The organism is Flavobacterium sp. YJ01 (genome assembly GCF_029320955.1).
Lineage (GTDB): Bacteria > Bacteroidota > Bacteroidia > Flavobacteriales > Flavobacteriaceae > Flavobacterium.
In genome coordinates, this window is sequence record NZ_CP119757.1 from 1717350 (window position 1) to 1742466 (window position 25117).

A 25117-nucleotide genomic window follows, 5' to 3' on the forward strand; every position below is an offset into this window, starting at 1 on the left:
AGTTGCGGTTTTTTATTTTTGGGTGTTTTTTGTTTCAGGTTTCAGGTTTCACGTTTAAAGTTTCAGGTTGATATACTATACGTATAGTTTTAACGCAAAGACGCCAAGGTTTACGCAAAGTTCACAAAGTTTAGTACTCAAAGCTTTGCGAACTTAGCGTTTTGCAAACACAAGCCTTTAAAAAAACTTAGCGCACTTTGCGTTAAAAAACAACACAAAGCGTAGAAACCTGAAACTTCAAACCTAAAACCTGAAACAAATTTTTCATTATCTTTACGATATGAAAATAGAAATTTGGTCGGACATCATGTGTCCGTTTTGTTATATCGGAAAAAGACAATTGGAAACTGCTCTTTCAGTATTTCCAAATGATAATTTTGAAATTGAGTGGAAAAGCTTTCAGCTTGATCCAACAATTACTGCACAACCTGATACAGACGTTTACACGTTTTTAGCAGAAAGAAAAGGCATGTCGGTTGAACAATCTAAAGAAATGCATAAAGGCGTTGCAGAACGCGCTAAAAGTGTTGGTTTAGATTATAATTTCGACAAAGCTGTTATCTCTAATTCTTTAAATGCGCATAGAATCATTCAATTGGCTAAAACCAAAAATATTGGCGATCGAATGGAAGAAATTTTCTTTAAAGCCTATTTTACTGACGGTCAAGATTTAAATAATGGGCAAACATTAATAAAATTAGGCATTCAGGCTGGTCTGGCTGAAAATGAAGTTAGAGAAGTTCTAGAAAGTGATGATTTGTTTATAAAAGAAGTTCAATCGGATATTAGAGAAGCTGGAGAAATTGGTGTTCAAGGCGTTCCATTCTTTGTTTTCGACAGAAAATATGCCGTTTCTGGAGCACAACCTGTAGAAACTTTTGTAAATACAATTCAGGAAGTTCTGAAATAATCACTTTAAATTCTCTTTAATTAAGATTGAGATTTTATAACTTTTACAAAATCCTTTGTAAATGAATCTGTTCTGATCTTCATAACTTTATTTTCATTTAAAAATAATGTTATGAGATCAATATGGACAGGTTCGATTAGCTTTGGCTTAATTAATATTCCCATAAAACTTTTTTCTGCGGTTCAGGAAAGTTCTCTAGACTTGGATATGCTGGATAAAAATGATAATGCCAATATTAAATTCAAAAGAGTCAACGAAACCACAGGAAAAGAAGTTGCTTTTGGCAATATTGTAAAAGGATATAAAATAGACGACAAATATGTTATTCTTGAAGATAAAGATTTTGAAGCGGCAGATGCTGAAAAAACGAAAACCATCGATATTCTGAACTTTACTCTAGAAAAAGAAATTGACAGTTTGTATTACGAACAACCGTATTATTTAGAGCCCGATAAAGGTGCCGCAAACGCCTACGCTTTATTAAGAGATGCCATGGCATCTACAGGAAAAGTTGGTGTTACTAGTTTTGTACTTCGAAACAAAGAAGCTCTTGCTATTCTTAAACCTTATAAAGATGTTATTGTTTTAAATCGTATTCGATTTGAACAAGAAATAAGAGATACAAGTGAGCTCAAGCTTCCAGCGGTTTCGAAAACAAAGTTAAAAGAAGTTGACATGGCAAATAAATTGGTAGAACAATTGACCGAGCCTTTCGATATTTCGAAATACAAAGATGAATACACCGCAAAACTTTTAAAAATCATCAAAGACAAAGCGAAAGGCAAAAAACAAACTGCGCCTAAACTTAAAGTCGTCCATAAACAATCAGATGATTTAATGAGTATGCTAAAAGCGAGTTTAGAAAAGAAGAAAAAATCTTCTTGATTAAATAGCTTCAGACTTTTTCAAAATAGACTTTATATCTATTCCTTTACCTAAAACTGGCTCCCATAAATCGCCTTTCTTTTCAAAACGTTTCAAAACATTTTTGATTGTAAATTGTTGAGGAGTCAATTTAGCATTTACTTCACTCCATTCTAACGGAGTTGAAACAGTTGCTCCAGGTTTTGGACGAACTGAATAAGGCGCCGCCAAAGTCTGACCTTTTCTGTTTTGCAAATAGTCGATGTAAATTTTACCATTTCGTTTTTTAATTGAACGCTCTAAACTTGTTGTGTCTGGTAATTTTTGATGAACTTCATGAGCAAGAATTTCTGCAAATATTTTTACAGAATCGTAATCGTATTTTCCTCCAAGCGGAATATAGACATGTAATCCTGACGCTCCAGAAGTTTTGCAATAACATTGTGCTTCAAAACTATCCATAACTTCTTTTACAGCCAAAGCTACTTTTACAACTTCTTTAAAATCATCTTTTTGAGGATCAATATCGATTACAACCCAATCCGGATTATCAATTCGTTTTATGGTTGAATTCCACGGATTGATGTCAATGCAACCTAAATTTGCCATGTAAAGTAAAGACGCTTTATCGTTACAAATCAGATAATCAATATTAGCGTTGTTCGATTCTGAAAAGATTTTTTTGGTTTTAATCCAAGTTGGAATTTTATCTTCATCTACATCTTTCTGATAAAAACTTGGGCCTTCAATTCCGTTTGGAAATCTGTTCATAGATTGCGGTCGATCTTTCAAATACGGAAGAATTAATTCTGAAACTTCATTATAATAATTTACAATTTCTCCTTTAGTAATATGATCGTCAGGGAAATAGATTTTATTCTGATTCGTAAGATGAAGTTTTACTTTTCCGACTTTCAAATCAAAATCATTTTCATTTTCATTTTTATCTTTATTAAGTATTTCTTTTTTCATTGTAGTTTCTTTTTTAGGCGTAATAATTTCTTTAGAAAAAACAACATCTTTAGGATTTTTATCCAAGCGAAGTCCCAAAAAAACTGGTTGTCTTAAATGATTTTCCTGAGTCCATTCTGCAAATTTTACCTGACAGACAAATTTTGGCTTCATCCATTGTACAATATCTCTTAAACCCGTTTTCTCCTCTAACGGACTTTCATCAATAAAATAAGGACTAAACTTTTCATACAACTCTTTTAATGTTGCTTGTGTAAATCCTGTTCCGCATTTTCCGATAAATTTCAAGACTTTATTTTCATATTGTCCTAACAGCAAAGCTCCAAAATGTTCTCTGGAATTTTTAGGTTCTGTAATTCCGACAATTATCGCTTCTTCTGCTTGAGATATTTTTATTTTCAGCCAATCTTTAGACCTTCTATTTTCCGAATAAGATCCAGAAGCTCTTTTGGCAATAATACCTTCTCCATTTTTCTTTACAGCTTGATCAAAAAATTTAATTCCTTTTTCTTGAATGTGTTCCGAATAAAAAACATTGGTAAAATCATATTTTTCGAGTAAAATTTTGAGTAATTCTTTTCGTTCGAGCAAAGAAAGTCCAGTTACATCATTTCCTTCCAGATTTAAAATATCAAAAACATAATATTTTAAATTTCCTTTTCCTGTTTTCAGATAATTTTGAAGTAACTGAAAATCAGAACGACCTGCTTTTTCCACCACCACTTCTCCATCTAAAACAACATTGTGATCTATTTTTTTTAAATCTTCAGCAATTATTTTGAAGTTATTGGTAAACGAAATTTTATTCCTGCTGAATAACTCAATATCATTTTCATTGCAAACCGCAATTGTTCGATAACCGTCAAATTTGTTTTCAAAAACCCAATCTTCATCATCAAAAGGTTTGTCGTTTAAGCTTGCCAGCATTGGTTTTATAAAAGCAACTGGTTTGTTTTCCTCAATTGTTTTCTTTATCGGACTTACTTTTTTTTTAACTGGTTCAGGTTTATTTTCTTTCTCCAAAGATTCTAAAGTGCGTCTTGAAATAACCGATTTATTTTTGAGTGTAATATCAACTTTATCAGAATATTGGTCTTCTTTTTTAATTAAAAGCCAAGCATTATCTTCTTTGCCTTTTAATTTTACCAATGAAAAATTTCCTTTCAGTTTTTTTCCTTTCAAAACAATTCTCAAATGTCCTTTTTTCAAATCGGCTAATAATTGTTTTTCAGCATTAAGATTGCTTTCCTCTGCCGGTTCGTAAGTTCCATTATCCCAAACAATTACATTTCCCGCGCCATAATTTCCTTTCGGAATATTTCCCTCAAAATCTTTATAGCTATAAGGATGATCTTCGACCATCATAGCCAAACGCTTTATGTCTGGATCTAACGAAGGTCCTTTTGGCACTGCCCAACTTTTCAAAACACCATCCATTTCTAAACGAAAATCATAATGAAGATGAGACGCAGCATGTTTCTGAACAACAAAAATTAATTTGCTTTCCGATTTAGCTTTTTTCCCTTGAGGTTCTTTCGTTTCCTTAAAATTTCTTTTCTGATTGTATTTCGTAAGCGACATATTTTCAGGTATTTATTATAATATAAAGCTATAAATAATTGTAAAAAAATGAGTTATACAATTTCCATGTCTTATTACAGTATTATTTTTAATCTGAATTACTAAAAACGTAAAAGCGTGCTACTTACATGTAAACAGCACGCTTTTATTTTTAGTTTTTAATTAACTAACAAAAAATTAATGACCAGCTCTACCTTTTGAATCTGTTGATTTTGTAGTAGTGCTTTTTCCTCTAGAACCAGATGTTGATTTTTGAGTTTTTCCAGAATCTTTCATTCCAGATTTCGAATCTTTTCTTGAAGTTTCCATAATGTTTTAATTTTTAAATAATTAATAGATACAAAGTTCCAAAATTACCTCAGGCTTTTTTTACAGAATTACATTTGATTTTTATAGAATGAAAATTAACCGATAAACGAATCATGTAAAATTAAAATCAAATCGTATAATTTTTTTAATGTTCTAATTATCAAATTTGTATATACAAGTTGAAAAATTATTAATTTAAAAAAGCAGCTATGAAAACAGAATCAGACAACCGATACACTGCAAAATTAAATGATTTTAAATGTAGCAAACCAGATCATATTGATACCGCTCATGAAAATGAAGCGCTAGATCAAGAATTTACATCGGGAGAAAATCCGGATTATAATTACAGAAATGAATGCAACCAATCTGAAGATTGTTATGAAAAAATAGAAAGCGGTTTGAACACAGCTGAAGACAACACGCCTTTTTCTAGTTATGATGAAGTAAATCCTTACAACAGTTATAATTTAGATCCTGAAGATCATAAATATGACTGTCCGCCTTACCGAAATTTTGAACATTAAAACCAAGAATTACCATGACACCAAAATATAAATATTCTTACGCAATGCTTAATTTTATAAACGCTTTTACTTGTGTTTTAAGCATTTCTCTTATTACTTATCTAATAATTGCAACAAGATAGTAATTTACAATTATCTAATAAAAAGAGATGAATCCACCATTATTACAGTTTAACGACAAAGGAATTTACTGCCAGCAAGCAGATGTTTATCTTGATCCTTGGCGTCCTGTAAAAAATGCTATCATTACGCACGGGCATTCTGATCATTCTAGATGGGGGCATCAAAATTATATTACACATCATTCTAATGTGCCAATTATTAAATATCGTTTAGGAGAAATCAACGTTTCTGGCAAAGATTGGAACGAAACTTTTACTATAAATGGAGTAAAATTTTCTCTTCATCCTGCGGGCCATATTATTGGTTCGGCACAAATTAGAGTAGAATACAAAGGCGAAATCTGGGTTTTTACAGGAGATTATAAAACTGAAGACGACGGAATTTCTGTTCCTTATGAAGTTGTAAAATGCCACTCTTTTATAACCGAATGCACTTTCGGACTTCCTGCTTTTAATTGGGAATCCCAAAAAGATGTAATGACCGAGATTAATAATTGGTGGGTAGAAAATCGAGCTGAAAGCAAAACTTCTATACTTTTTGGTTATTCTTTGGGAAAAGCGCAACGTTTACTAAAATATCTTGATCCTAATATTGGTACAATATACACGCATGGCGCAATCGAAAATATGACAAATGTTGTTAGACCATTAATAGATTTGCCCCCGACAATTAGAGTAACTCCAGAAACTAAAAAAGAAGATTTACTTGGAAATATTGTTCTCGCGCCACCAAGCGCTCACGGAAGCACATGGATCAGAAAAATGACTCCTTTTGTAACCGGAACAGCAAGTGGTTGGATGGCTTTTCGTGGCGCCAGACGAAGACGTGCCGTTGATCGCGGATTCGTAATTAGCGACCATTGCGATTGGACTGGATTATTAGAAAGTATTAAAGCAACGGGAGCCGAAAAAATAATCTGCACACACGGTTATTCTGATATATTTTCCAAATATCTCCGAGAATTAGGTTACGACGCCAGAACAGCACACACCCAATATGAAGGAGAAACAAACGACGTAATTAATGATGAATTATAAGTTTATCAAACCATCAACAATCAACTATAAACCAACAACCAAAAAATGAAAAACTTTGCCGAGCTTATAAAAACCTTAGACAGTTCTAATAAAACATCGGTAAAAGTAGATGCTTTGACTAATTATTTCTTGAAAGCAAGTGACGAAGATAAAGTCTGGACAATTGCAATTCTTTCGCATAGGCGTCCGCCTCGACCTGTAAATACTACTTTATTGCGATTATGGGCAAATGAAATCGCTAATATTCCACTTTGGCTGTTTGAAGAAAGTTATCATATCGTTGGAGATTTAGCCGAAACCATTGCATTAGTTATTCCAACCACAAAAGAACATTCAGATAAAAGTTTGACTGAATTTTTACAGGAAATTATCGCTTTAAAAAAGAAAGATGATTTTGAAAAGAAAGAATATTTGCAAACCAATTGGCTGAATTTGAATTATTACGAACGCTTTGTTTTTACAAAATTAATTACAGGAAGTTTTAGAATTGGTTTAAGTCAGAAGTTGATGACGAGAGCACTTTCTAAAGCAGAAAATATAGACGAAGATACGCTGGCTTACAAATTAATGGGCGATTGGAATCCGAATACTATAACTTTTCAGGAATTGATTTTAGACGAAAGAAGCAGCGATTATTTATCTAAACCTTATCCGTTTTATTTGGCTTATCCGATTGAAGGCGAGCCTTCAACTTTAGGAAATCCTGAAGATTGGAGCGCCGAACATAAATGGGACGGAATTCGTTCTCAAACTATTATTCGTGAAAACGAAATTTATGTTTGGAGCCGTGGCGAAGAATTGGTAACCGATAAATATCCTGAATTTCAATCTTTCATCGGAAATATTCCGAACGGAACTGTTATTGATGGCGAGATTCTTCCTTTTATAGAAAATGAGATTGGAACTTTTAATGATCTTCAAACTCGAATTGGAAGAAAAAATGTTTCGGCTTCTGTTTTAAAAAAAACTCCTGTAATCATAAAAGCGTACGATTTATTAGAATGGCAAGGAAATGATATTCGGAATCTGCCTTACGAAGAACGTCGTACTTTATTAGAAGAATTATTCAGCACTTTAATTGGAAAAGATATTCCGTTGCAGCTTTCAGAAAGAGTTACTTTTTCTAATTGGGAAGATGTTGTAAATGAAAGAATGAAATCTCGCGAAATGAAAAGTGAAGGTTTAATGCTGAAACGAAAAGATTCTCCGTATTTGGTGGGAAGAAAAAAAGGCGATTGGTGGAAATGGAAAATTGAACCTTTAACCATAGATGCCGTTCTCACCTATGCGATGCGCGGTCACGGGCGACGATCCAATTTATTTACCGATTATACTTTTGCCCTTTGGCAGGAAAATGAAAATCAGGAACGTGAACTCGTCACTTTCGCGAAAGCGTATTCTGGCTTAACCGATGCAGAATTTAGAATGGTCGATGATTTCATTAAAAAAAATACTTTAGAAAGATTTGGTCCCGTAAGAAGTGTAACACCAAAATTGGTTTTTGAAATTGGTTTTGAAGGAATTGCACTTTCTAAAAGACATAAAAGCGGCGTTGCAACTCGTTTCCCACGAATTTTAAGATGGCGTCACGACAAGAAAATCGAAGAAGCCAATTCTATAGAAGATTTAAAAAATATGATTTTATAAATGAACAGAGAGCAGCTTTTTACAATCGCCAGCAATTGGTTTGAAAGTCAGGGATGGAAACCTTTTCCGTTTCAGACACAAACATGGACTGCTTTTCTGCAAGGAAAAAATGGTTTACTGAACGCGCCAACAGGAAGCGGAAAAACCTATGCACTTTGGCTTCCAATCATTTTAAATTATATTAAAGAAAATCCTAATTATAAAACGAAACATAATTCTGGTTTAAAAGCAATTTGGATTACGCCGCTTCGTTCTTTATCCGTAGAAATAAAACAAGCGGCAGAACGAGTTTTAACAGATTTAGAAATTCCGATGACAGTTGGAATTCGTTCTGGAGATACTTCTGCGGCAGAAAGAGCCAAACAAAAAGGCAAAATGCCCGATTTATTAATTACAACTCCAGAGAGTTTGCAATTGCTTTTAGCTTCAAAAGGATATGCCAATACTTTTAAAAATTGTAGTGCAATTGTAATTGACGAATGGCACGAATTGTTAGGAACTAAACGAGGCGTTCAAGTAGAATTGGGTTTATCCCGACTTAAAACTATAGCCAAAAACCTTAGAATTTGGGGAATTTCAGCCACAATTGGAAATCTTCAGCAAGCGCAAGAAGTTTTGCTCGGAGTTGATTCTGAAGCTTATAATAACTCTGTTTTAATAAAAGCGGTTATCAATAAAAAAATAAAAGTAGTTTCTATTATTCCAGAAAAAATGGATACTTATCCTTGGCGTGGACATATGGGTTTGCATTTAATTGATGAAGTGGCAAAAATTGTCAAAGCCAGTAAAACCACTCTAATTTTTACAAATGTTCGTTCGGCTTGTGAAATATGGTATCAAAGATTATTAGAAAAATATCCTGAATTTGCAGGCGAAATGGCAATGCATCATGGAAGTATTGACCGAGAAACAAGACTTTGGGTAGAAAATGCGATTCGAAATGAAGAATTAAAAGTAGTCGTTTGTACTTCAAGTTTAGATTTAGGTGTTGACTTTGCTCCTGTCGAATCGATTATTCAAGTTGGCGGACCAAAAGGCGTTGCGCGTTTTATGCAACGCGCCGGAAGAAGCGGACATCAGCCTGGAAAAGAAAGTGTAATTTATTTTCTAGCCACACATGCTATTGAATTGATTGAAGCTTCGGCATTGAAAAAAGCAGTCGAACATAGCGTTATCGAAGATCGTGTTCCGTACTTGAACAGTTGGGATGTTTTAATACAATACCTCAACACTTTAGCCGTTTCAGATGGTTTTTTTCCTGATGAAATTTTCAAAGAAATTCAATCAACTTTTAGTTATCAAACTATTACCAAAGAAAACTGGAACTGGATTCTCAATTTTATTACCAACGGAAGTCAGAGTTTGCAAGCTTACGACGAATTTAAAAAAGTAGAAATTGACGAAAACGGCTGTTACAAAATTAATAGCAGAATGATTGCCATGCATCACAGAATGCAGATTGGAACCATTGTTGGCGATGCTGTTATGAATGTAAAATTTCTAAGCGGCGGTTATATTGGAACTATCGAAGAATGGTTTATTTCGAAATTAAAACCAGGCGATACTTTTATTTTCGCGGGAAAAAAACTGGAACTGTTCAAAATCAGAAATATGCAGGTTTTGGTAAAAAAAGCGAGTCCGAAGAAAGAATCAAAAATTGCGAGTTGGATGGGCGGACGTTTGGCTTTGTCTTCTCAAATGAGTGAATTGCTTCGTCAGGAATTGTATCGCGCGAATACTGATAATCTTTCGCCAGAATTAAAAGCGTTACAACCTTTATTTCAACGGCAGCGAAAAGAATCAATTGTTCCGAGTTCAAATGAATTTTTAATTGAAACTTTCAAAACAAGAGAAGGATTTCACGCTATTTTTTATCCGTTTGAAGGTCGTTTTGTGCATGAAGCTTTGGCAAGTTTATTAGCATTTAGAATTAGCTTATTGCAGTCGATTACTTTTTCTTTGGCGTATAATGATTATGGTTTTGAATTGCTTTCGGATCAGGAAATTGACATTGAAGCGGTTTTGGATAATAATTTATTTTCAACGGAATATGTCCATCACGATTTACAGAAAAGTTTGAATTCGACTGAAATGGCTCGAAGAAAGTTTAGAGATATTGCCGTTATTGCTGGATTGGTTTTTACAGGTTTTCCGGGAAAAATGGTTAAAATAAAACATTTGCAAAGCGGTTCTCAATTATTGTTTGAAGTTTTTAGGGATTTTGAACCCGATAATTTATTATTGCATCAAGCCTATCGCGAAACATTTGAACATCAGTTAGAAGAAGGACGTTTGATTCTGGCTTTAGAGAGAATTGCGAGTCAAAATATCATTTGGAAACAATGCTTAAAACCAACGCCTTTTAGTTTCCCAATCATCACAGATCGATTGCGAGAAAAATTATCAAGCGAAACTTTGGCAGAAAGAATTCAAAAAATGACGGCTTCTTATATGAAATGACAGTTTATGAAAATTCAAATCAACAATGATACTTTTGTATTGCATTCAAGCGGTGCCGTTTTTTGGGAAAGAAAAAAAACAGTAATTATTTCTGATGTTCATTTAGGAAAAATTACCCATTTTCGAAAACATGGAATTGCTATTCCGCAAAATGCCATTTCTGAAAATTTTAGAAAAATCACTCTTGTTTTAAATTATTTTCTTCCCGAAAAAATCATTTTTTTGGGAGATTTATTTCACAGCACCAAAAATACAGAATGGAATATTTTTGAAGAATGGCTTTCCAATCACAAACAAGAAACTTATTTAATTACTGGAAATCACGACATTATTGATGAAAGTCATTATAAAAAAATCGGCGTAATTGTAACAGAACTTTTAGAAATTGACAACCTCTTTTTTACGCATCATCCTACAGAAAAAGCAGATTTGTTTAATTTTTCAGGACATATTCATCCCGGAATTGTTTTACGTGGCTTGGGTTTGCAGACTTTAAAACTTAAATGTTTCTTTTGCAAACCAAACCAAATAATACTTCCTGCATTTGGCGAGTTTACAGGAAAATATTTTCTTAAACCTAATCCAGAAGACACAATTTATGCTATTGCAGGAAATGAGGTTATTGAAATAAATAAAAACTGAGATAATATTTAGTCAAACATTAGTTCATATCTAATTAACAATCAATTATTTATACGTATTTATTCTCAAAAATAAAAGAATTATCTTTCAAAATTTAGGCTTAATTTAGTTCGACAAACATCTAAAGCTTAGAAAATGAAGAATATTACATCAAAATTTGACAAAGTTCTCAACAATTCTACGACCTACGGAAATGTTAATCACGAACCAGATTCGAGTACTGAAACGCAATTGAACACCCCAGAAAAATCGATGCCGTTTTCAGATCAGATTGGAAATTACCAACGTAATATTGGAATTCCGCTCAAATCTCACGAAAACAGTAAAATCTATATTGTAGGAAGCGGAATTGCTGGAATGGCTGCTGCTTATTATTTTATTCGAGACGGAAGAATTCCAGCGAAAAACATTACGTTTTTAGAACAACTTCACATCGATGGAGGTTCTTTAGATGGTTCTGGAAATCCGAAAGATGGCTATATGATTCGCGGCGGCCGTGAAATGGATATGACTTACGAAAATCTTTGGGATATTTTTCAGGATATTCCAGCTTTAGAAATGCCGCCACCTTACACAGTTTTAGACGAATATCGATTAATAAATGATAATGATTCGAATTATTCGAAAGCAAGATTAATTCATAAAAATGGTGAAATTAAAGATTTTAGCAAATTTGGTTTAAACAAAAAAGACCAATTGGCGATTGTAAAACTTCTGCTGAAAAGAAAAGACGAATTGGACGACTTGACTATTGAAGATTATTTTAGCGAATCGTTTTTAGAAAGCAACTTTTGGACTTTCTGGAGAACGATGTTCGCTTTTGAAAACTGGCATAGTTTATTAGAATTAAAACTGTATATGCATCGGTTTCTTCACGCAATTGACGGGTTAAATGATCTTTCGTCTTTGGTATTTCCGAAATATAACCAATACGATACTTTTGTTACGCCACTGCGAAAATTCCTTGAAGAAAAAGGTGTTAACATCAAATTTCATACGCTTATCAAAGATTTAGTGATTCAAAGTAATACTGAAGGAAAAATTGTTGAAGGAATTATTACAGAACATGAAGGAAAAGAAACCAGAAATCCAGTTGGAAAAGATGATTTTGTAATCGTAACAACAGGCTCGATGACCGAAGATACTTTTTATGGAGATAATAAAACAGCTCCAATTATCGGTATCGACAACTCTACAAGCGGAAAAAGTGCGGGATGGATGTTATGGAAAAACCTTGCTGCCAAATCACCAATTTTTGGAAAACCCGAAAAGTTCTGCACAAATATTGAAAAATCTTCTTGGGAATCGGTGACGCTTACTTGCAAACCTTCTGCTTTTGTAGAAAAGCTAAAAGAATATTCTGTGAATGATCCTTATTCTGGAAAAACAGTTACGGGCGGAATTATCACAATCACAGATTCTAATTGGTTAATGAGTTTTACCTGCAACAGACAGCCTCATTTTCCAGATCAGCCAGATGATATTTTGGTGCTTTGGGTTTATGCCTTGTTTATGGACAAACCTGGAAATTACATTAAAAAAGCAATGCCAGAATGCACCGGAGATGAGATTTTGACCGAATTATCTTTTCATTTAGGAATTCTAGACAAACTTGATAATATTATAGAAAATACTATTGTAAGAACCGCTTTCATGCCTTATATCACTTCGATGTTTATGCCGAGAGCAAAAGGCGATCGTCCGCGCGTTGTGCCAGAAGGATGCAAAAATCTTGGATTAATAGGACAATTTGTCGAGACCAATAACGATGTGGTATTTACGATGGAAAGTTCGATTAGAACTGCTAGAATTGCGGTTTACAAGTTATTGAATTTGAACAAGCAAGTTCCAGATATTAATCCGTTGCAATATGATATTCGACATCTTTTAAAAGCTGTTAGAACGTTAAATGATGGTAAAGCATTTTTAGGAGAAGGCATTCTGCATAAAGTCTTAAGAGGAACATATTTTGAACATATTTTACCGCCAATTGAAGAAGATAAAGACGATCATGAATCTTTTATTGGCGAGCAGTTTAGCCGCTTTAAAGATTGGCTGAAAGGAATAAAAGATTAGCAAAATAAAACCCAGTAAAACTAAATTTACTGGGTTTTCTTATTTATCATTTTTCAATGAAAATATTATTGTTCATCATTATTCATAGCCGACATCAAAAGCGTATAGGCATTTTTGATTACAACTTTTGATGAATTAGAAATCGCATCAGAAATAATTTGAGAATATCCTTCATTTTTAACTCCTGATTTTACTTCATTCATCTGAAATTGATTGTTGCCAATATCGGTGAAAACATAAAATTTACCCTGCCAACGCACCACAGCATCTTCTGGTACTGTCAATGCTTTTTGATTTTCAACTTCAACCTCAGCATTTACAAAAAGACCAGGCAAAAGCGCAGGATTATAAGCATTTACTTTGCAGATAATTTCTGCAGCTCTATCTCCATTTAAACTTTGATTGATAAAAGCAATTTTGGCCGCGTATTTTTTGTTTTCGGAAGCATTTGTATACGCCATAACGGTTTGCCCAATTGAAAGTGATGCAACGTCTTTTTCAAAAGCATTTAAAGTCAAAACGATGTCTTTTTTATCGATTAGTTCAAAAAGCATATCAGTCGGATTTACATATTTTCCGATATTGACATTCACTTTAGAAACCAAGCCATTTATTGGAGAAACTACCTTTATCGTTTTACTAATATTATTAACATTCAGCGTTTTAGCATTAATTCCTAATAAATTTAATTTTTGTTCTAATGAAGACATTGTAATACGTTGCGTTCTCATTTCAGTCGTAATCTGTTCCAAAACTTTATCGCTCGCCGCTTTATTTGCATTCAATTCTTTTTGCCTTTTATGTTCATTTTGAGCCAATTCGAATTTTTCTTTCGCCATTAAATAATTTTGCTGCAATTCGATAAACTGCATGTCTTCTAAAACGGCTAAAACTTGTCCTTTCTGCACATTCATTCCTGCAATTAAATTGGTACTTTTTACATAACCACCTAACGGAATACTAATGCTGACCACACTTTTTGGCGGAACTGTAACGGTTCCTTGAAGCTGTAAAATCTCTTTTACATTTTTTACTGTGGGATTACCTGATTGCAAATCAGCATTTTTAATCTGTTCAGCGCTTAATTTAATGATATTGATATTTTTGACCTCAGTATTTTTGTTCTCTTCATTTTTCTTATTTCCGCAAGAAATCAAGAAAATAGCGCTTATAAACGCTGCAATATATTTTTTCATTTTAAATATTATTAAGATTTTGCAGTGTTACAACTGCTTTATTGTAAGCATTTAATGCGTCTAGATATTCACTTTTTATCGTAATCGCTTGGTTAACTACCAAAACCCATTGCAGATAATCAATATCTCCATTTTGCAATTGACTGCTAGAAGCTTCGATAATTGTTTGGGCATTTTTTAAACCGTCTTTCTCATAATACTCTAAACTTTCTTGATATTTTTTTAGTTCTCTATCGGCGTTTTCGATATTAGTTTTCACTTCAATTTTAGCGGCTTCAGAAAGTTCTACAAAACTTTCATATTCTGCTTTTGCTGCTCTTTTTCTTTCTGACTGACTTGTGAAAAAAACAGGAATTGAAAGTCCAGCATTCACATAATTAAATCTTTGTCCGCTTCCATAATAAACATCTTGACCTGAAGCATTCGTCTGATTTCCAATAATACTCAGATTGTTATAACCTAAAGTAATTTCAGGAAGCATTTTAGCGCTTTCGGTTTTCCATCTCCATTTTGCAGCTTCGGATTCAAATTGTGAAACTTGTACTGCTGGAAGATTTTCTGCTTTAAGATTTTCTATTGAAGAATGATTTAAAGTTGCTTTCAGTTTTTCTTTTTTCGGACTATACTCAACTTTGTCTTGAAGAATAGCATTAAATGAATTTATAGCAATTTCGATATCTCGGTTTACCATAAGCAATTGATTACTATAAAATTGTCTGGCAGATTGCGAAGCGCTTTTTTCTAAAACATTGGCTTCTCCTGCTTTAAATCTCAAATCCGATTTTTTCTCCATAATTCTGTAGATCGAATCGGCATAAACCAAAAGTTCTTTTTTGCTATTCAACCACAAATAATCGTAGTAAACATTTCGAACGCGAGTTTTAATTTCTTGTGATGTCAATTGCACTTCTGTTTTTGCTTTATTAAAATCGGCTTTCAAAGCTTTTTTCTGATTGCTGTAAACAGTAGGAAAAGCAAAAGTTTGGCTGATTCCGAATCGTGTATCGTTTTTTATACTATTAAATTGACCGTAATCGGCATCTATCTGCGTTTGCGGAATATTGTAAGCCGATTTTTGCAGATAATTTTTAGATTGTTCATTCAACTTTGCCGACTTAACAATTCTATTATTTTGAATGGCGATAGAAATTGATTCGTCAAGCGAAATTGGTAATTCCTGTGCTTTAGCTACATTCCCAATAAAAAGAATGCTCAATAAAATGGTTAGATTATTCATATGTTTTTTTCTTTTTTTAGAAAAACCTTTAGCGTGATAGGTCATTAAATAAATGGCTGGAAGTACAAAAAGCGTAAGAAGTGTCGCTGTAACCAATCCACCAATTACAACGGTTGCCAACGGACGCTGTACTTCCGCTCCTGCTCCATTACTTAAAGCCATTGGAAGAAATCCTAAAGAAGCCACAGCTGCAGTCATTAAAACGGGACGCAATCTGTTTTTTGTTCCTAATAAAATAATTTGGAAAGGATCGGTAATTTTGCCTTGTTTTTGAATTCGATTAAACTCAGAAATCAAAACAATTCCGTTTAAAACCGCTACTCCAAAAAGCGCTATAAATCCAACTCCAGCAGAAATACTAAAAGGCATATCGCGCATTCCTAAAGCAAAAACACCTCCGATTGCCGATAATGGAATTGCCGTAAAAATGATAATTCCTTCTTTGAAAGATCGGAAAGCAAAATACAGTAAAGCAAAAATCATTAATAAAGCTGCCGGAACAGCAACTCCTAATCTTGATTTTGCTTGCTGAAGATTTTCAAAAGCTCCTCCATAAGTGATATAATAACCCGGATCAAATTTAATCTGCTGATTTACTTTTTGTTGTAATTCTTCTACAATCGACTGAACGTCTCGTCCTCGAACATTAAAACCGACAATGATTCTACGTTTTGCATTTTCACGCTGAATTTGGTTCGGACCTTCAACTTCTTCTACGTTGGCGACTTGATACAATGGAATCTGCATTCCTGAAGGTGTTGCAATCAAAAGATTTCTAACATCTTCAATTCCTTTTCTGCCGCTATCTTCTACGCGAATAACCATGTCAAAACGTTTTTCTCCTTCGTAAATACTTCCTGCAACAGCTCCAGCAAATGCCGCATTAATAGTTGTATTAACATCGGCAACACGCAAACTGTATTTTGCCATTTCTGCCCAATTGTAATCAATTACGATTTGAGGCATTCCGGTCACTTTTTCTACATAAAGATCAGCCGCGCCCTGAACTGTTTTACTTATCGAACCTAACTTTTCAGCATATTCTGAAAGTTTATTAAGATCTTCTCCGTAAATTTTACAAACCAAATCTTGTTTCGCTCCTGTCATTAATTCGTTAAAACGCATTTGAACAGGAAATTGAAATCCAGTTGTAACTCCCGGCGCAATTCTTTTAACGGTTTTCGTCATTTTATCTGCCAATTCTGGAAACGAAGAAGCACTTGTCCATTCTGATTTGTCTTTTAGAACAATAATCATATCGCCGCCTTCAATTGGCATCGGATCGGTTGGGATTTCGGCACTTCCAATTCTAGAAACCACTTGTTGTACTTCTGGAAATTCTTTCTTTAATTCTCTTGAAATTTTCTCGATAGTTTCGGTTGTGGTAGAAAGATTTGTTCCTAATAACAATCGCGTTTCAACAGCAAAATCTCCTTCTTCTAATTGCGGAATAAATTCTCCTCCCATTCTTCCGAACAAAACAACAGCGATTCCGAAAAGTACAAATGCTGCAATAACAATAGATTTTCTAATGCCTAAAGCTTTTGTTAGCCAACCTTCGTATGCATTTTCTAACTTGGCCATAATTCGATCAGAAAGATTCTTTTTATGACTGATTTTTTTGCTTAGAAATAACGCGCTAACCATTGGCACATACGTCAATGACAAAATAAAAGCGCCTAAAATGGCAAAAGCAACAGTTTGTGCCATTGGTTTAAACATTTTACCTTCAATTCCTTGTAAAGAAAGAATTGGCAGATAAACGATTAGAATAATAATTTGTCCAAAAACCGCCGCGTTCATCATTCTGAAAGCCGATCCCGAAACTTCTTTATCCATTTCGTCTTGCGAAATACTATCTATCGTTTGGTATTTTTTCGAACTGTGAAGATGATGCAGAATGGCTTCCACAATAATTACGGCTCCGTCTACAATTAATCCGAAATCTAATGCGCCAAGACTCATTAAATTTCCGCTTACGCCAAAAGTATTCATCATAATAATGGCAAAAAGCATCGCTAGCGGAATTACAGAAGCTACGATAAAACCCGCTCTAAGATTTCCTAAAAATAAAACTAAAATCAAAACGACGATTAAAGCACCTTCAATCAAATTTTTCTGTACAGTCCCGATGGCGTTGTCTACCATTTTGGTTCTGTCTAAGAAAGGTTCGATTTTTAACCCTTCTGGCAAAATCTTCTCAATTTGAGCAATTTTGTCTTTTACATTGACAATGACATTATTGGCATTTTCACCTTTTAACATCATCACAATTCCACCAACAGATTCTCCAAATTCATCTGTGGTCAATGCACCGTAACGAATGGCAGAAGAAATTTTGACGTTTGCCACATCTTTCACTAAAATCGGTAATCCGCCTTGCGTACTTTTAACTACAATGTTTTCAATATCTTCAATACTTTTGGCTAAACCCGTACTTCTGATGTAAGAAACCGTCGGACCTTTTTCGATATAAGCTCCGCCAGTATTTTCATTGCTATTATTTAAGGCGGTAAAAACTTCTGTAATTGTGAGGTTTTGCGATTTTAATCTGGCAGGATTTACCGCAATTTCATATTGTTTCAATTTTCCTCCAAAAGTCGAAACATCTGCAATTCCTGGAGTTCCGAGAAGCTGTCTTCTTATGGTCCAATCTTGAATGGTTCGTAAATCTTCTAAAGAATATTTTTCTTCGTAACCTTTTATAGGTTTTAAAACATATTGATAGATTTCTCCCAAACCAGTTGTTACGGGAGCCATTTCTGGCGCATTGGCATTTCTGTCAATTTCTACTTGTTGAAGCCTTTCTGTAATTTGTTGTCGAGCCCAATATACATCGGCATCATCTTCAAAAACAACACTTACAAGCGAAAGTCCGAAACGAGAAATACTTCTGCTTTCTTTTAAATGCGGAATATTACTAATCGCCTGTTCGATCGGGAAAGTGATTAATCTTTCTACATCTTCTGCGCCAAGAGAGGGCGCCGTTGTAATAATTTGTACCTGATTATTAGTGATGTCGGGCACGGCATCAATTGGCAATTGCGTAACCTCATACACGCCGTAGACAATCCACAGCAGTGTAAAGATTCCAATCGCCAGTTTGTTCTTAACTGAGAACTGAATTACTTTATTAAGCATCTTATAATTAATTAAAAAATAATAAATGAGCGACCAAAACGAAATGTCTTAGCCACAGCAAAAAATTTAAAAATTAATTATGCAATCGGAGGTCTAAAAAGAGAAAGGAGATTCGGATCTGAGAAAAGATCGGATCTGTAAGTTGGAATTTTGGATTGTGGCAAATCCAGTTTAAAAGGAACTGGAAGTAAATCTTTGTCGTCTAAAATAAAAACAAAATGAAAGGAGCTGCTGCTAATCACTTTAAAGGGAAGTTGCATATCGCGATCATCATCATTATCATTCAAATCTTCTCCCCAATAATGCATCGACAAGAAATCTATAAAACTTACATTTTGCAGTTTTTGATGCTCTTGAAAATGCTCAATCAGTATCGGCAGTTTATAAAACTGCTGAATAAAACTGCTGTTTGAAGCAATTAGAAAAATAAATATGTAGACAATTTGTTTATGCACATGGCAAATTTAACTTAAATAATATAAAATCTCAACATTAATAATAGTTCAAAGTGTTGGATTTAACAATTTAAACATATTGATCCTGCTAAACATCTTAAAAGCAGTATGATTTTAAAAAACAGTTTTAAATTAAGATAACCCTTCTAACTGCTGAAAAACAGGAATCAAAGCTTTTCCTTTTTCCGTCAAATTATATTCGATGTGCAAAGGTTTCAGTTTAATTGTTGTTTTTTCTAAAAGTCCTTCTTCTTCTAATTCTTTTAGCGCTGTTGCCAAAGATTGTTTGTTAGAACCTTGAATTTGTCTCAGCAAAGTATTAAAACGTAATGGAGATTCTGATGCCAAACGAAAAATTTCAGCTTTCCATTTACCAGATAACATTTTTAAAAGTCTTTGTGCCGGACAAGTTTCGATTTCTTCCATTGGATTATTTAAGTAGTCAAAAAATTATGACTTATTGCTTTAGATTAATTTTTTTATTAAAATTTGCAAAACTTCAAGCGTAAAAATATAAAATGAAAGTAAAGAAACCAAGCGAAATGAGTTTCGAAGAATTACTAAAAAAGGAGAAACTAATTCAGACCGTAATTTATTCTTTAATTGCAATGAGCATCTTATTAATCATTGGCATTGCATTTATATTTTAAAAAATAATTTCTGTTTTGTTTATGATACTTTTCATATGATTTTAATATCATAAATAATTTTCATTCTTTGAACAAAATCACTTTTAGAAACTCATAAAATAAACCCATAATATAAAGCGTTTTAAACTTACTTAAATTTAATATTTAGTGACCGAAAGTTTTCTAAAAACAATTAAATTTGAGCTCCCTAAATAAGCCCTTTACATTATGATTTTTCTAAAAAAAACTTTTTATTTTCTATCCTTATTTTTTCTTTTTTTCTTTTCGCAGTCTAATTACGCACAAGAACAAAAACAGGTCAAAAAAGAAAGTCGCGGACGTTTATTCAACGATACTACAGCTACCGACAGCGATTATTTAATGGCAATCGAAAAAGCCGGAGAAGTATTAGAATCTGCCTACAATGACATTGATTTTGCGGGTGATACACGCCATCTTTTTGGCGAAATGAAACGTACCGAAAGTAAACTGAATTTAATTCTTGAAAGTTTAAAAGGTGCAAATCCGAATGTTCGCAACCAGCAAATGTATCGTGTTGTTCTTCAAGAAATTCAACAAGAATTAGAAGACCAAAATAAAGCCATTAATGAGAAAAATCTAAGTCTTGAAAAAATCAAAAGTCGTGTTATCGAACTTCGAAAAGATAAGACTTTAATGACTTTGATAAAAGACACGATTCGTCGTCAGCAATTCAAAAAAGAATTTGCAAATCTTAGAAAAAGATACGTTGGTACAGATAGTCTTATGACAAAAAACCAAACGACTTTAAACAATAAAAAAAGACTTACTGTTGAGCGAAAAATTGCCGTTTCTAATGCTTTGGTTACGGTTGAAAATAAATTAGAAAAATCTGGAATCAGTATTTTCAAAAAAGAATATCCTTCTTTGTGGCAGATTGGAGATTCTGCCGTTTCTAAAAAAGTAACGCATAACATCAAAGCCAAAATCATAATTGAAGAAAATGTTGCAGCTTATTATCTAAGCTACAAAGCTGGTGGATTGATTACTCTGGCTTTCTTTATGGGACTTTTGTTTTGGTACATTTCCCGAAATATAAAATATTTAAAAGAAAATAATTATACAGAAAGTCTTTCACTTTTAAATTTCAAATACTTAAATCGAGGTGTTTTATTGCCCGTTTTAGTAATTGCATTAAACATTGCAGTAGTTACCAATTTATATGCTCCTGCCCTATTTTTAGAATTATTACAGCTTTTCCTTCTTGGGGTTTTGACTATTCTCTTTAAAAATCAATGGTCGGGAGTTTCTATGCGAAATTGGCTTTTCCTTTTAGGATTATTTTTTTCGCTTTGCTTCCTAGATTTATTTATCACAATCGGATTATTACAGCGTTTTGCTTTTGTTGCAATTAATCTTTTAGGAATTAGATACGGTTTAGTTCAGATTAAAACACTTAAAGATGAATTGTATATAAAAGGCTTTTTTAAATGGGCTAGCATTCTTTTTATCGGATTAAATGTTTTATCGATTCTTTACAATTTGTTCGGAAGAGTTTCGCTTTCCAACATGTTAAGTCTTACTGCATTTATTTCTTTAACACAGATTGTTGCCTTAAGCGTTTTATTGAAGATTATCTTAGAAATCATCTTATTGCAGATTTATACAACTCGAGTTAAAAGAGGAATCGAAAAAATGTTTGATTACGAAAGTTTATCAGACACGCTTAAAAAACCTTTCATCATCGTAATCAGTTATATGTGGCTGATTGTTATTGCTTCTAATCTTAATATTTGGGAATCGCTTCGTGCTTCTCTAGCTTCATTATTAAGTCATCCGAACACAATCGGAAGCATTACTTTTACGCTAGGCAATATTGTTTTATTCTTTATTATCATTTGGGCAGCACATTTATTACAGAAATATGTGGCGTATTTCTTTGGCGAAATTGACGATGAAAACGAAGAAAACATCAATAAAAGACAGCATTCTAAATTGCTTATAACGCGATTAGTAGTTTTAATAAGTGGTTATCTTCTGGCAGTTGCCGCATCAGGAATGCCTTTAGACAAATTAAGTATTCTCTTAGGAGCTTTAGGTGTCGGTGTTGGTCTTGGACTTCAAAATGTGGTTAACAACTTTGTATCGGGAATTATTTTGATTTTTGATAAACCAATCCAAATTGGCGATGTTGTAGAAATTAGTTCAGAATCTGGTCGTGTAAAATCGATGGGACTTCGTACAACCAAAATAAATGCGCCAAACGGTGCCGAAATTATTATTCCGAATGGTAATTTGTTGTCTCAAAATATCACGAACTGGACCTATACAGACAATTTTAAATTGGTCGAAATTACTTTTGAAATCAACGGAGAAACTATTCCTGAAGAAATAAATACTATTGTAAACGAAACGCTCGCAAACTTGCCGATGGTAAACAATGCAAAACCATCTCAAATTTATTACAGTTCTATTTCTGACGGAAAATACAAACTGCTCATTAAATTCTGGTGCAGTATTTACAGAACCGAAGAAACAATAAGTTCGGCAAGACAAGAACTTTATGTGAGTTTTAAAAATAAAGGTTTGAATTTTTCTAGTTAAAAGAAATTAAAATATCCTGATTAATAAAAAAGCTGTAGCTCTAAAAAGAGTTGCAGCTTTTTTTTATTTAATACTCTTTTTCAAAACCTTCTCTACTGCATAAAATAAAAAAATAAATATATAAGAGTATGATTAGAATCATGTTTTAAAAAAAATGATGATAATACATTTACCCTATTAAAATTATGTGCTTAAAGTACATCAAAACAAAAAATTGATTACGATTTAAAATGAACAAGAACTTTTTAAGACAAGAAATAACCCGATTAAAAACAGAAAAAAATGCTGTAATTCTGGCTCATTATTATCAAGATGAGGAAATTCAGGAAATGGCAGATTTTATCGGTGATAGTCTTGAATTATCTAAAAAAGCACAACAAACAAATGCCGATGTTATTGTTTTTGCTGGCGTTCACTTTATGGCGGAAACCGCTAAAATTTTAAACCCAAATAAAAAAGTATTACTACCAGATTGGGAAGCGGGATGTTCTCTTGCAGATGGTTGTCATCCAAAAGATTTTAAATTGTTTAAAGAACGATATCCTGATCATGTTGTCGTAACTTATATAAATTGTTCTGCCGAAATAAAAGCCATGAGCGATTTGGTTTGCACTTCGGCGAATGCCAAAAAAATAATCGGTTCTATTTCCGAAGAACAAAAAATCATATTTGCTCCAGATGAGAATTTAGGTAATTATCTCAAAAAAGAAACCAAACGTGACTTGGTCTTATGGAAAGGCTCTTGCGTTGTGCATGAAGCCTTTTCATTAGACAAATTAATTGAAATTTATAATAAGAATCCGAATGCGAAAATAGCAGCGCATCCTGAATCTGAAAGCCATATTTTGAAGGTGGCACATTACATCGGTTCTACTTCGGGCATTATTAATTTTATTAAAACGGATCCTGCTGCCGTTTTCATTGTGGCTACAGAAGCCGGTATCCTGCATGAGCTTTCTAAAGCGGTACCCGATAAAACGTTGATTCCGGCTCCTTCCACAGAAGACAATACTTGCGCTTGCAGCGAATGTGCTTTCATGAAAATGAATACGCTTGAAAAATTGTATTGGTGTCTTAAAAATGAAAGTCCGGAAATGAAGATTTCAGAAAAGCTTAGAATAGAAGCTTTAAAACCAATTGAAAGAATGCTTGAATTATCATAAATGCAATAACGCTAAAATCAAAATAACATGCTTAAAACAGATATATTGATCATCGGTTCTGGTATTTCGGGATTATTTTTTGCGATGAAAACGGCAAAAAAACGCCCAGATTTATCTATTGTTATAATGACCAAAGAAACTGCCAAAAACACCAATACACAACTGGCACAAGGCGGTATTGCTGTGGTAACCGACCTTATGAAAGACAGTTTTAATAAACACATTCACGATACGCTTCGTTCTGGAGGTGGTTTATGCGACAAAGAAATTGTTAATATGGTGATTAGACAAGCTCCTGAAAGACTTCAGGAATTAATCGAAATTGGAACTTCTTTTGACAAAAACGAAAAAGGACAATGGGATTTAGGACTTGAAGGCGGACATTCTCAAAACAGAATACTACATCATAAAGATAGCTCCGGATTAGAAATTGAGCGTAAACTGCTCAAGATCATCAAGAAAATGCCAAACATTGAACTTTTAGAAAACCATCTGGTGATTGACTTGAATACAGAAGTGAAGCGGAATAAAACGATCTGTACCGGAGCCTTTTTTTATGAAAAGAAATACAATCGAATCAAATATATTAGAACTCGAACTGTTGTATTAAGTACGGGCGGTTGCGGTCAGCTTTTTGAAAATACTACTAATCCTAAAATTGCAACTGGAGACGGAATTGCAATGGCAGCGCGTGCAGGAGCAGAAATTGTTGACATGCAATATATGCAGTTTCATCCAACAGCTTTGTTTACTGCAAAAGAAAATCCGTTGTTTTTAATTTCTGAAGCCGTTAGAGGTTTTGGCGCTCATATTGTAAACGATGAAGGAAAAAGATTTTTATTTAAATATGATATTCGAGGCGAATTGGCTACACGAGACATGGTATCCGAGGCTATCAGTAAAGAACTTCGATTGAGCGGAAAAAATCATGTTTACTTAGATTGCAGGCATTTGAATAAAGCCGATTTTTATGCTCATTTTCCAGTAATTGCGGCACATTGCAATGAATTAGGAATAAAACCTGAAAAAGATTTAATTCCGGTTGTTCCTGCCGCTCATTATCAGTGTGGTGGAATTAAAGTAGATGAAAATGCTACAACTTCGATTAAAAATCTTTACGCTGTTGGCGAATGCGCTAGAACTGGACTTCATGGTAAAAATCGTTTGGCTTCCAATTCACTTTTAGAAGCTTTGGTTTTTGCGCATCAAGCTTGTGAAAATGTAGACAAAACTATTGCCGAATTTATTTTTTCATCCAAAATACTAATTCCAAAGTTTCCAAAAGCGCATCGAGTTGATGATTATTTATCATTCGAAATATTAAAAAAAGAGTTGCAAAAATTGGTTACTTCATTTTACACTAGTGAAGAACGCAATGCTGAATTGTATTTTATAAAAATAAAAGAGCTTCATAATTATGCCGTTTCACTTACAGAATCGCATGAAATTACAATTCCGTTTATTGAATTTTCGAACATGATAGCGACTTCTTTACTTATAATAAACCATTGTAATGAGGCAAAAAACAAACAAATGTGCTGAATCAAAAATTAATCTATACATAC

The 25117-nt window shown here is 33.4% G+C and carries 18 protein-coding genes; 12 read left to right on the forward strand and 6 right to left on the reverse strand.

Going from position 1 to position 25117, the window contains the following annotated elements; translation table 11 throughout:
* The first annotated feature begins 280 nt into the window (after positions 1-280).
* Both P0R33_RS07550 and P0R33_RS07555 read left to right on the forward strand, forming a co-directional pair.
* The gene (locus tag P0R33_RS07550; protein ID WP_276174870.1) at positions 281-910 is read left to right on the forward strand and encodes a DsbA family oxidoreductase; all 630 of its coding nucleotides are present in this window, start codon (positions 281-283) and stop codon (positions 908-910) included.
* Positions 911-1021: 111 nt separating this feature from the next.
* Positions 1022-1795 carry a Ku protein gene (locus P0R33_RS07555; protein WP_276174871.1) on the forward strand — a complete coding sequence of 258 codons (774 nt, stop codon included), beginning with the start codon at positions 1022-1024 and terminating at the stop codon, positions 1793-1795.
* Here P0R33_RS07555 and ligD read toward each other — a convergent pair whose 3' ends face one another.
* The gene (gene ligD / locus P0R33_RS07560) at positions 1796-4327 is read right to left on the reverse strand and encodes a DNA ligase D (protein WP_276174872.1); all 2532 of its coding nucleotides are present in this window, start codon (positions 4325-4327) and stop codon (positions 1796-1798) included.
* Between the two features lie 177 nt (positions 4328-4504).
* Complete coding sequence (locus P0R33_RS07565) at positions 4505-4636, reverse strand: hypothetical protein (protein ID WP_255596598.1); 132 nt, start codon at positions 4634-4636, stop codon at positions 4505-4507.
* 209 nt (positions 4637-4845) lie between these two features.
* Between P0R33_RS07565 and P0R33_RS07570 the strand changes: the two genes are divergently transcribed.
* The 6 genes from P0R33_RS07570 to P0R33_RS07595 all read left to right on the forward strand — a co-directional run bounded on the left by P0R33_RS07570 (position 4846) and on the right by P0R33_RS07595 (position 13148).
* Entirely contained in the window at positions 4846-5163 is a 318-nt protein-coding gene (locus P0R33_RS07570; protein WP_276174873.1) for a hypothetical protein, read from the forward strand.
* 149 nt (positions 5164-5312) lie between these two features.
* Positions 5313-6323, forward strand: a complete 1011-nt coding sequence (locus tag P0R33_RS07575; protein WP_276174874.1) for a ligase-associated DNA damage response exonuclease — start codon at positions 5313-5315, stop codon at positions 6321-6323.
* 45 nt (positions 6324-6368) lie between these two features.
* A complete protein-coding gene (locus P0R33_RS07580; protein ID WP_276174875.1) occupies positions 6369-7970 on the forward strand; it encodes an ATP-dependent DNA ligase in 1602 nt (533 codons plus the stop codon).
* Positions 7971-10430, forward strand: a complete 2460-nt coding sequence (locus P0R33_RS07585; RefSeq protein WP_276174876.1) for a ligase-associated DNA damage response DEXH box helicase — start codon at positions 7971-7973, stop codon at positions 10428-10430.
* Positions 10431-10436: 6 nt separating this feature from the next.
* The gene (gene pdeM / locus P0R33_RS07590; protein WP_276174877.1) at positions 10437-11072 is read left to right on the forward strand and encodes a ligase-associated DNA damage response endonuclease PdeM; all 636 of its coding nucleotides are present in this window, start codon (positions 10437-10439) and stop codon (positions 11070-11072) included.
* Positions 11073-11207: 135 nt separating this feature from the next.
* Positions 11208-13148, forward strand: a complete 1941-nt coding sequence (locus P0R33_RS07595; RefSeq protein ID WP_276174878.1) for an oleate hydratase — start codon at positions 11208-11210, stop codon at positions 13146-13148.
* A gap of 65 nt (positions 13149-13213) precedes the next feature.
* On the opposite strand, the gene P0R33_RS07600 is transcribed toward P0R33_RS07595, so the two are convergent.
* The 4 genes from P0R33_RS07600 to P0R33_RS07615 form a co-directional block, all read right to left on the reverse strand.
* A complete protein-coding gene (locus P0R33_RS07600; protein WP_276174879.1) occupies positions 13214-14344 on the reverse strand; it encodes an efflux RND transporter periplasmic adaptor subunit in 1131 nt (376 codons plus the stop codon).
* A 1-nt stretch (position 14345) separates the two neighbouring features.
* On the reverse strand, positions 14346-18722 hold the full coding sequence (locus tag P0R33_RS07605) for a CusA/CzcA family heavy metal efflux RND transporter (protein WP_276174880.1): 4377 nt from the start codon (positions 18720-18722) through the stop codon (positions 14346-14348).
* 77 nt (positions 18723-18799) lie between these two features.
* Complete coding sequence (locus tag P0R33_RS07610; RefSeq protein ID WP_276174881.1) at positions 18800-19177, reverse strand: hypothetical protein; 378 nt, start codon at positions 19175-19177, stop codon at positions 18800-18802.
* A gap of 132 nt (positions 19178-19309) precedes the next feature.
* Entirely contained in the window at positions 19310-19603 is a 294-nt protein-coding gene (locus P0R33_RS07615; protein WP_276174882.1) for a winged helix-turn-helix transcriptional regulator, read from the reverse strand.
* A gap of 92 nt (positions 19604-19695) precedes the next feature.
* Between P0R33_RS07615 and P0R33_RS07620 the strand changes: the two genes are divergently transcribed.
* The 4 genes from P0R33_RS07620 (at position 19696) to nadB (ending at position 25094) form a co-directional block, all read left to right on the forward strand.
* Positions 19696-19827 (forward strand): hypothetical protein, encoded by a 132-nt coding sequence (locus P0R33_RS07620; RefSeq protein ID WP_276174883.1) that lies wholly within the window; start codon positions 19696-19698, stop codon positions 19825-19827.
* Positions 19828-20034: 207 nt separating this feature from the next.
* Complete coding sequence (locus P0R33_RS07625; protein WP_276174884.1) at positions 20035-22389, forward strand: mechanosensitive ion channel domain-containing protein; 2355 nt, start codon at positions 20035-20037, stop codon at positions 22387-22389.
* A gap of 230 nt (positions 22390-22619) precedes the next feature.
* The gene (gene nadA, locus P0R33_RS07630; RefSeq protein ID WP_276174885.1) at positions 22620-23552 is read left to right on the forward strand and encodes a quinolinate synthase NadA; all 933 of its coding nucleotides are present in this window, start codon (positions 22620-22622) and stop codon (positions 23550-23552) included.
* Between the two features lie 27 nt (positions 23553-23579).
* Positions 23580-25094 carry an L-aspartate oxidase gene (nadB, locus tag P0R33_RS07635; RefSeq protein ID WP_276174886.1) on the forward strand — a complete coding sequence of 505 codons (1515 nt, stop codon included), beginning with the start codon at positions 23580-23582 and terminating at the stop codon, positions 25092-25094.
* Positions 25095-25117 lie beyond the last annotated feature (23 nt).

Coding starts and splice junctions, on each gene's coding strand:
- P0R33_RS07550 (WP_276174870.1), top strand. CDS start 281: ATGAAAATAGAAATTTGGTCGGACATCATGTGTCCGTTTTGTTATATC.
- P0R33_RS07555 (WP_276174871.1), top strand. CDS start 1,022: ATGAGATCAATATGGACAGGTTCGATTAGCTTTGGCTTAATTAATATT.
- ligD (WP_276174872.1), bottom strand. CDS start 4,327: ATGTCGCTTACGAAATACAATCAGAAAAGAAATTTTAAGGAAACGAAA.
- P0R33_RS07565 (WP_255596598.1), bottom strand. CDS start 4,636: ATGGAAACTTCAAGAAAAGATTCGAAATCTGGAATGAAAGATTCTGGA.
- P0R33_RS07570 (WP_276174873.1), top strand. CDS start 4,846: ATGAAAACAGAATCAGACAACCGATACACTGCAAAATTAAATGATTTT.
- P0R33_RS07575 (WP_276174874.1), top strand. CDS start 5,313: ATGAATCCACCATTATTACAGTTTAACGACAAAGGAATTTACTGCCAG.
- P0R33_RS07580 (WP_276174875.1), top strand. CDS start 6,369: ATGAAAAACTTTGCCGAGCTTATAAAAACCTTAGACAGTTCTAATAAA.
- P0R33_RS07585 (WP_276174876.1), top strand. CDS start 7,971: ATGAACAGAGAGCAGCTTTTTACAATCGCCAGCAATTGGTTTGAAAGT.
- pdeM (WP_276174877.1), top strand. CDS start 10,437: ATGAAAATTCAAATCAACAATGATACTTTTGTATTGCATTCAAGCGGT.
- P0R33_RS07595 (WP_276174878.1), top strand. CDS start 11,208: ATGAAGAATATTACATCAAAATTTGACAAAGTTCTCAACAATTCTACG.
- P0R33_RS07600 (WP_276174879.1), bottom strand. CDS start 14,344: ATGAAAAAATATATTGCAGCGTTTATAAGCGCTATTTTCTTGATTTCT.
- P0R33_RS07605 (WP_276174880.1), bottom strand. CDS start 18,722: ATGCTTAATAAAGTAATTCAGTTCTCAGTTAAGAACAAACTGGCGATT.
- P0R33_RS07615 (WP_276174882.1), bottom strand. CDS start 19,603: ATGGAAGAAATCGAAACTTGTCCGGCACAAAGACTTTTAAAAATGTTA.
- P0R33_RS07620 (WP_276174883.1), top strand. CDS start 19,696: ATGAAAGTAAAGAAACCAAGCGAAATGAGTTTCGAAGAATTACTAAAA.
- P0R33_RS07625 (WP_276174884.1), top strand. CDS start 20,035: ATGATTTTTCTAAAAAAAACTTTTTATTTTCTATCCTTATTTTTTCTT.
- nadA (WP_276174885.1), top strand. CDS start 22,620: ATGAACAAGAACTTTTTAAGACAAGAAATAACCCGATTAAAAACAGAA.
- nadB (WP_276174886.1), top strand. CDS start 23,580: ATGCTTAAAACAGATATATTGATCATCGGTTCTGGTATTTCGGGATTA.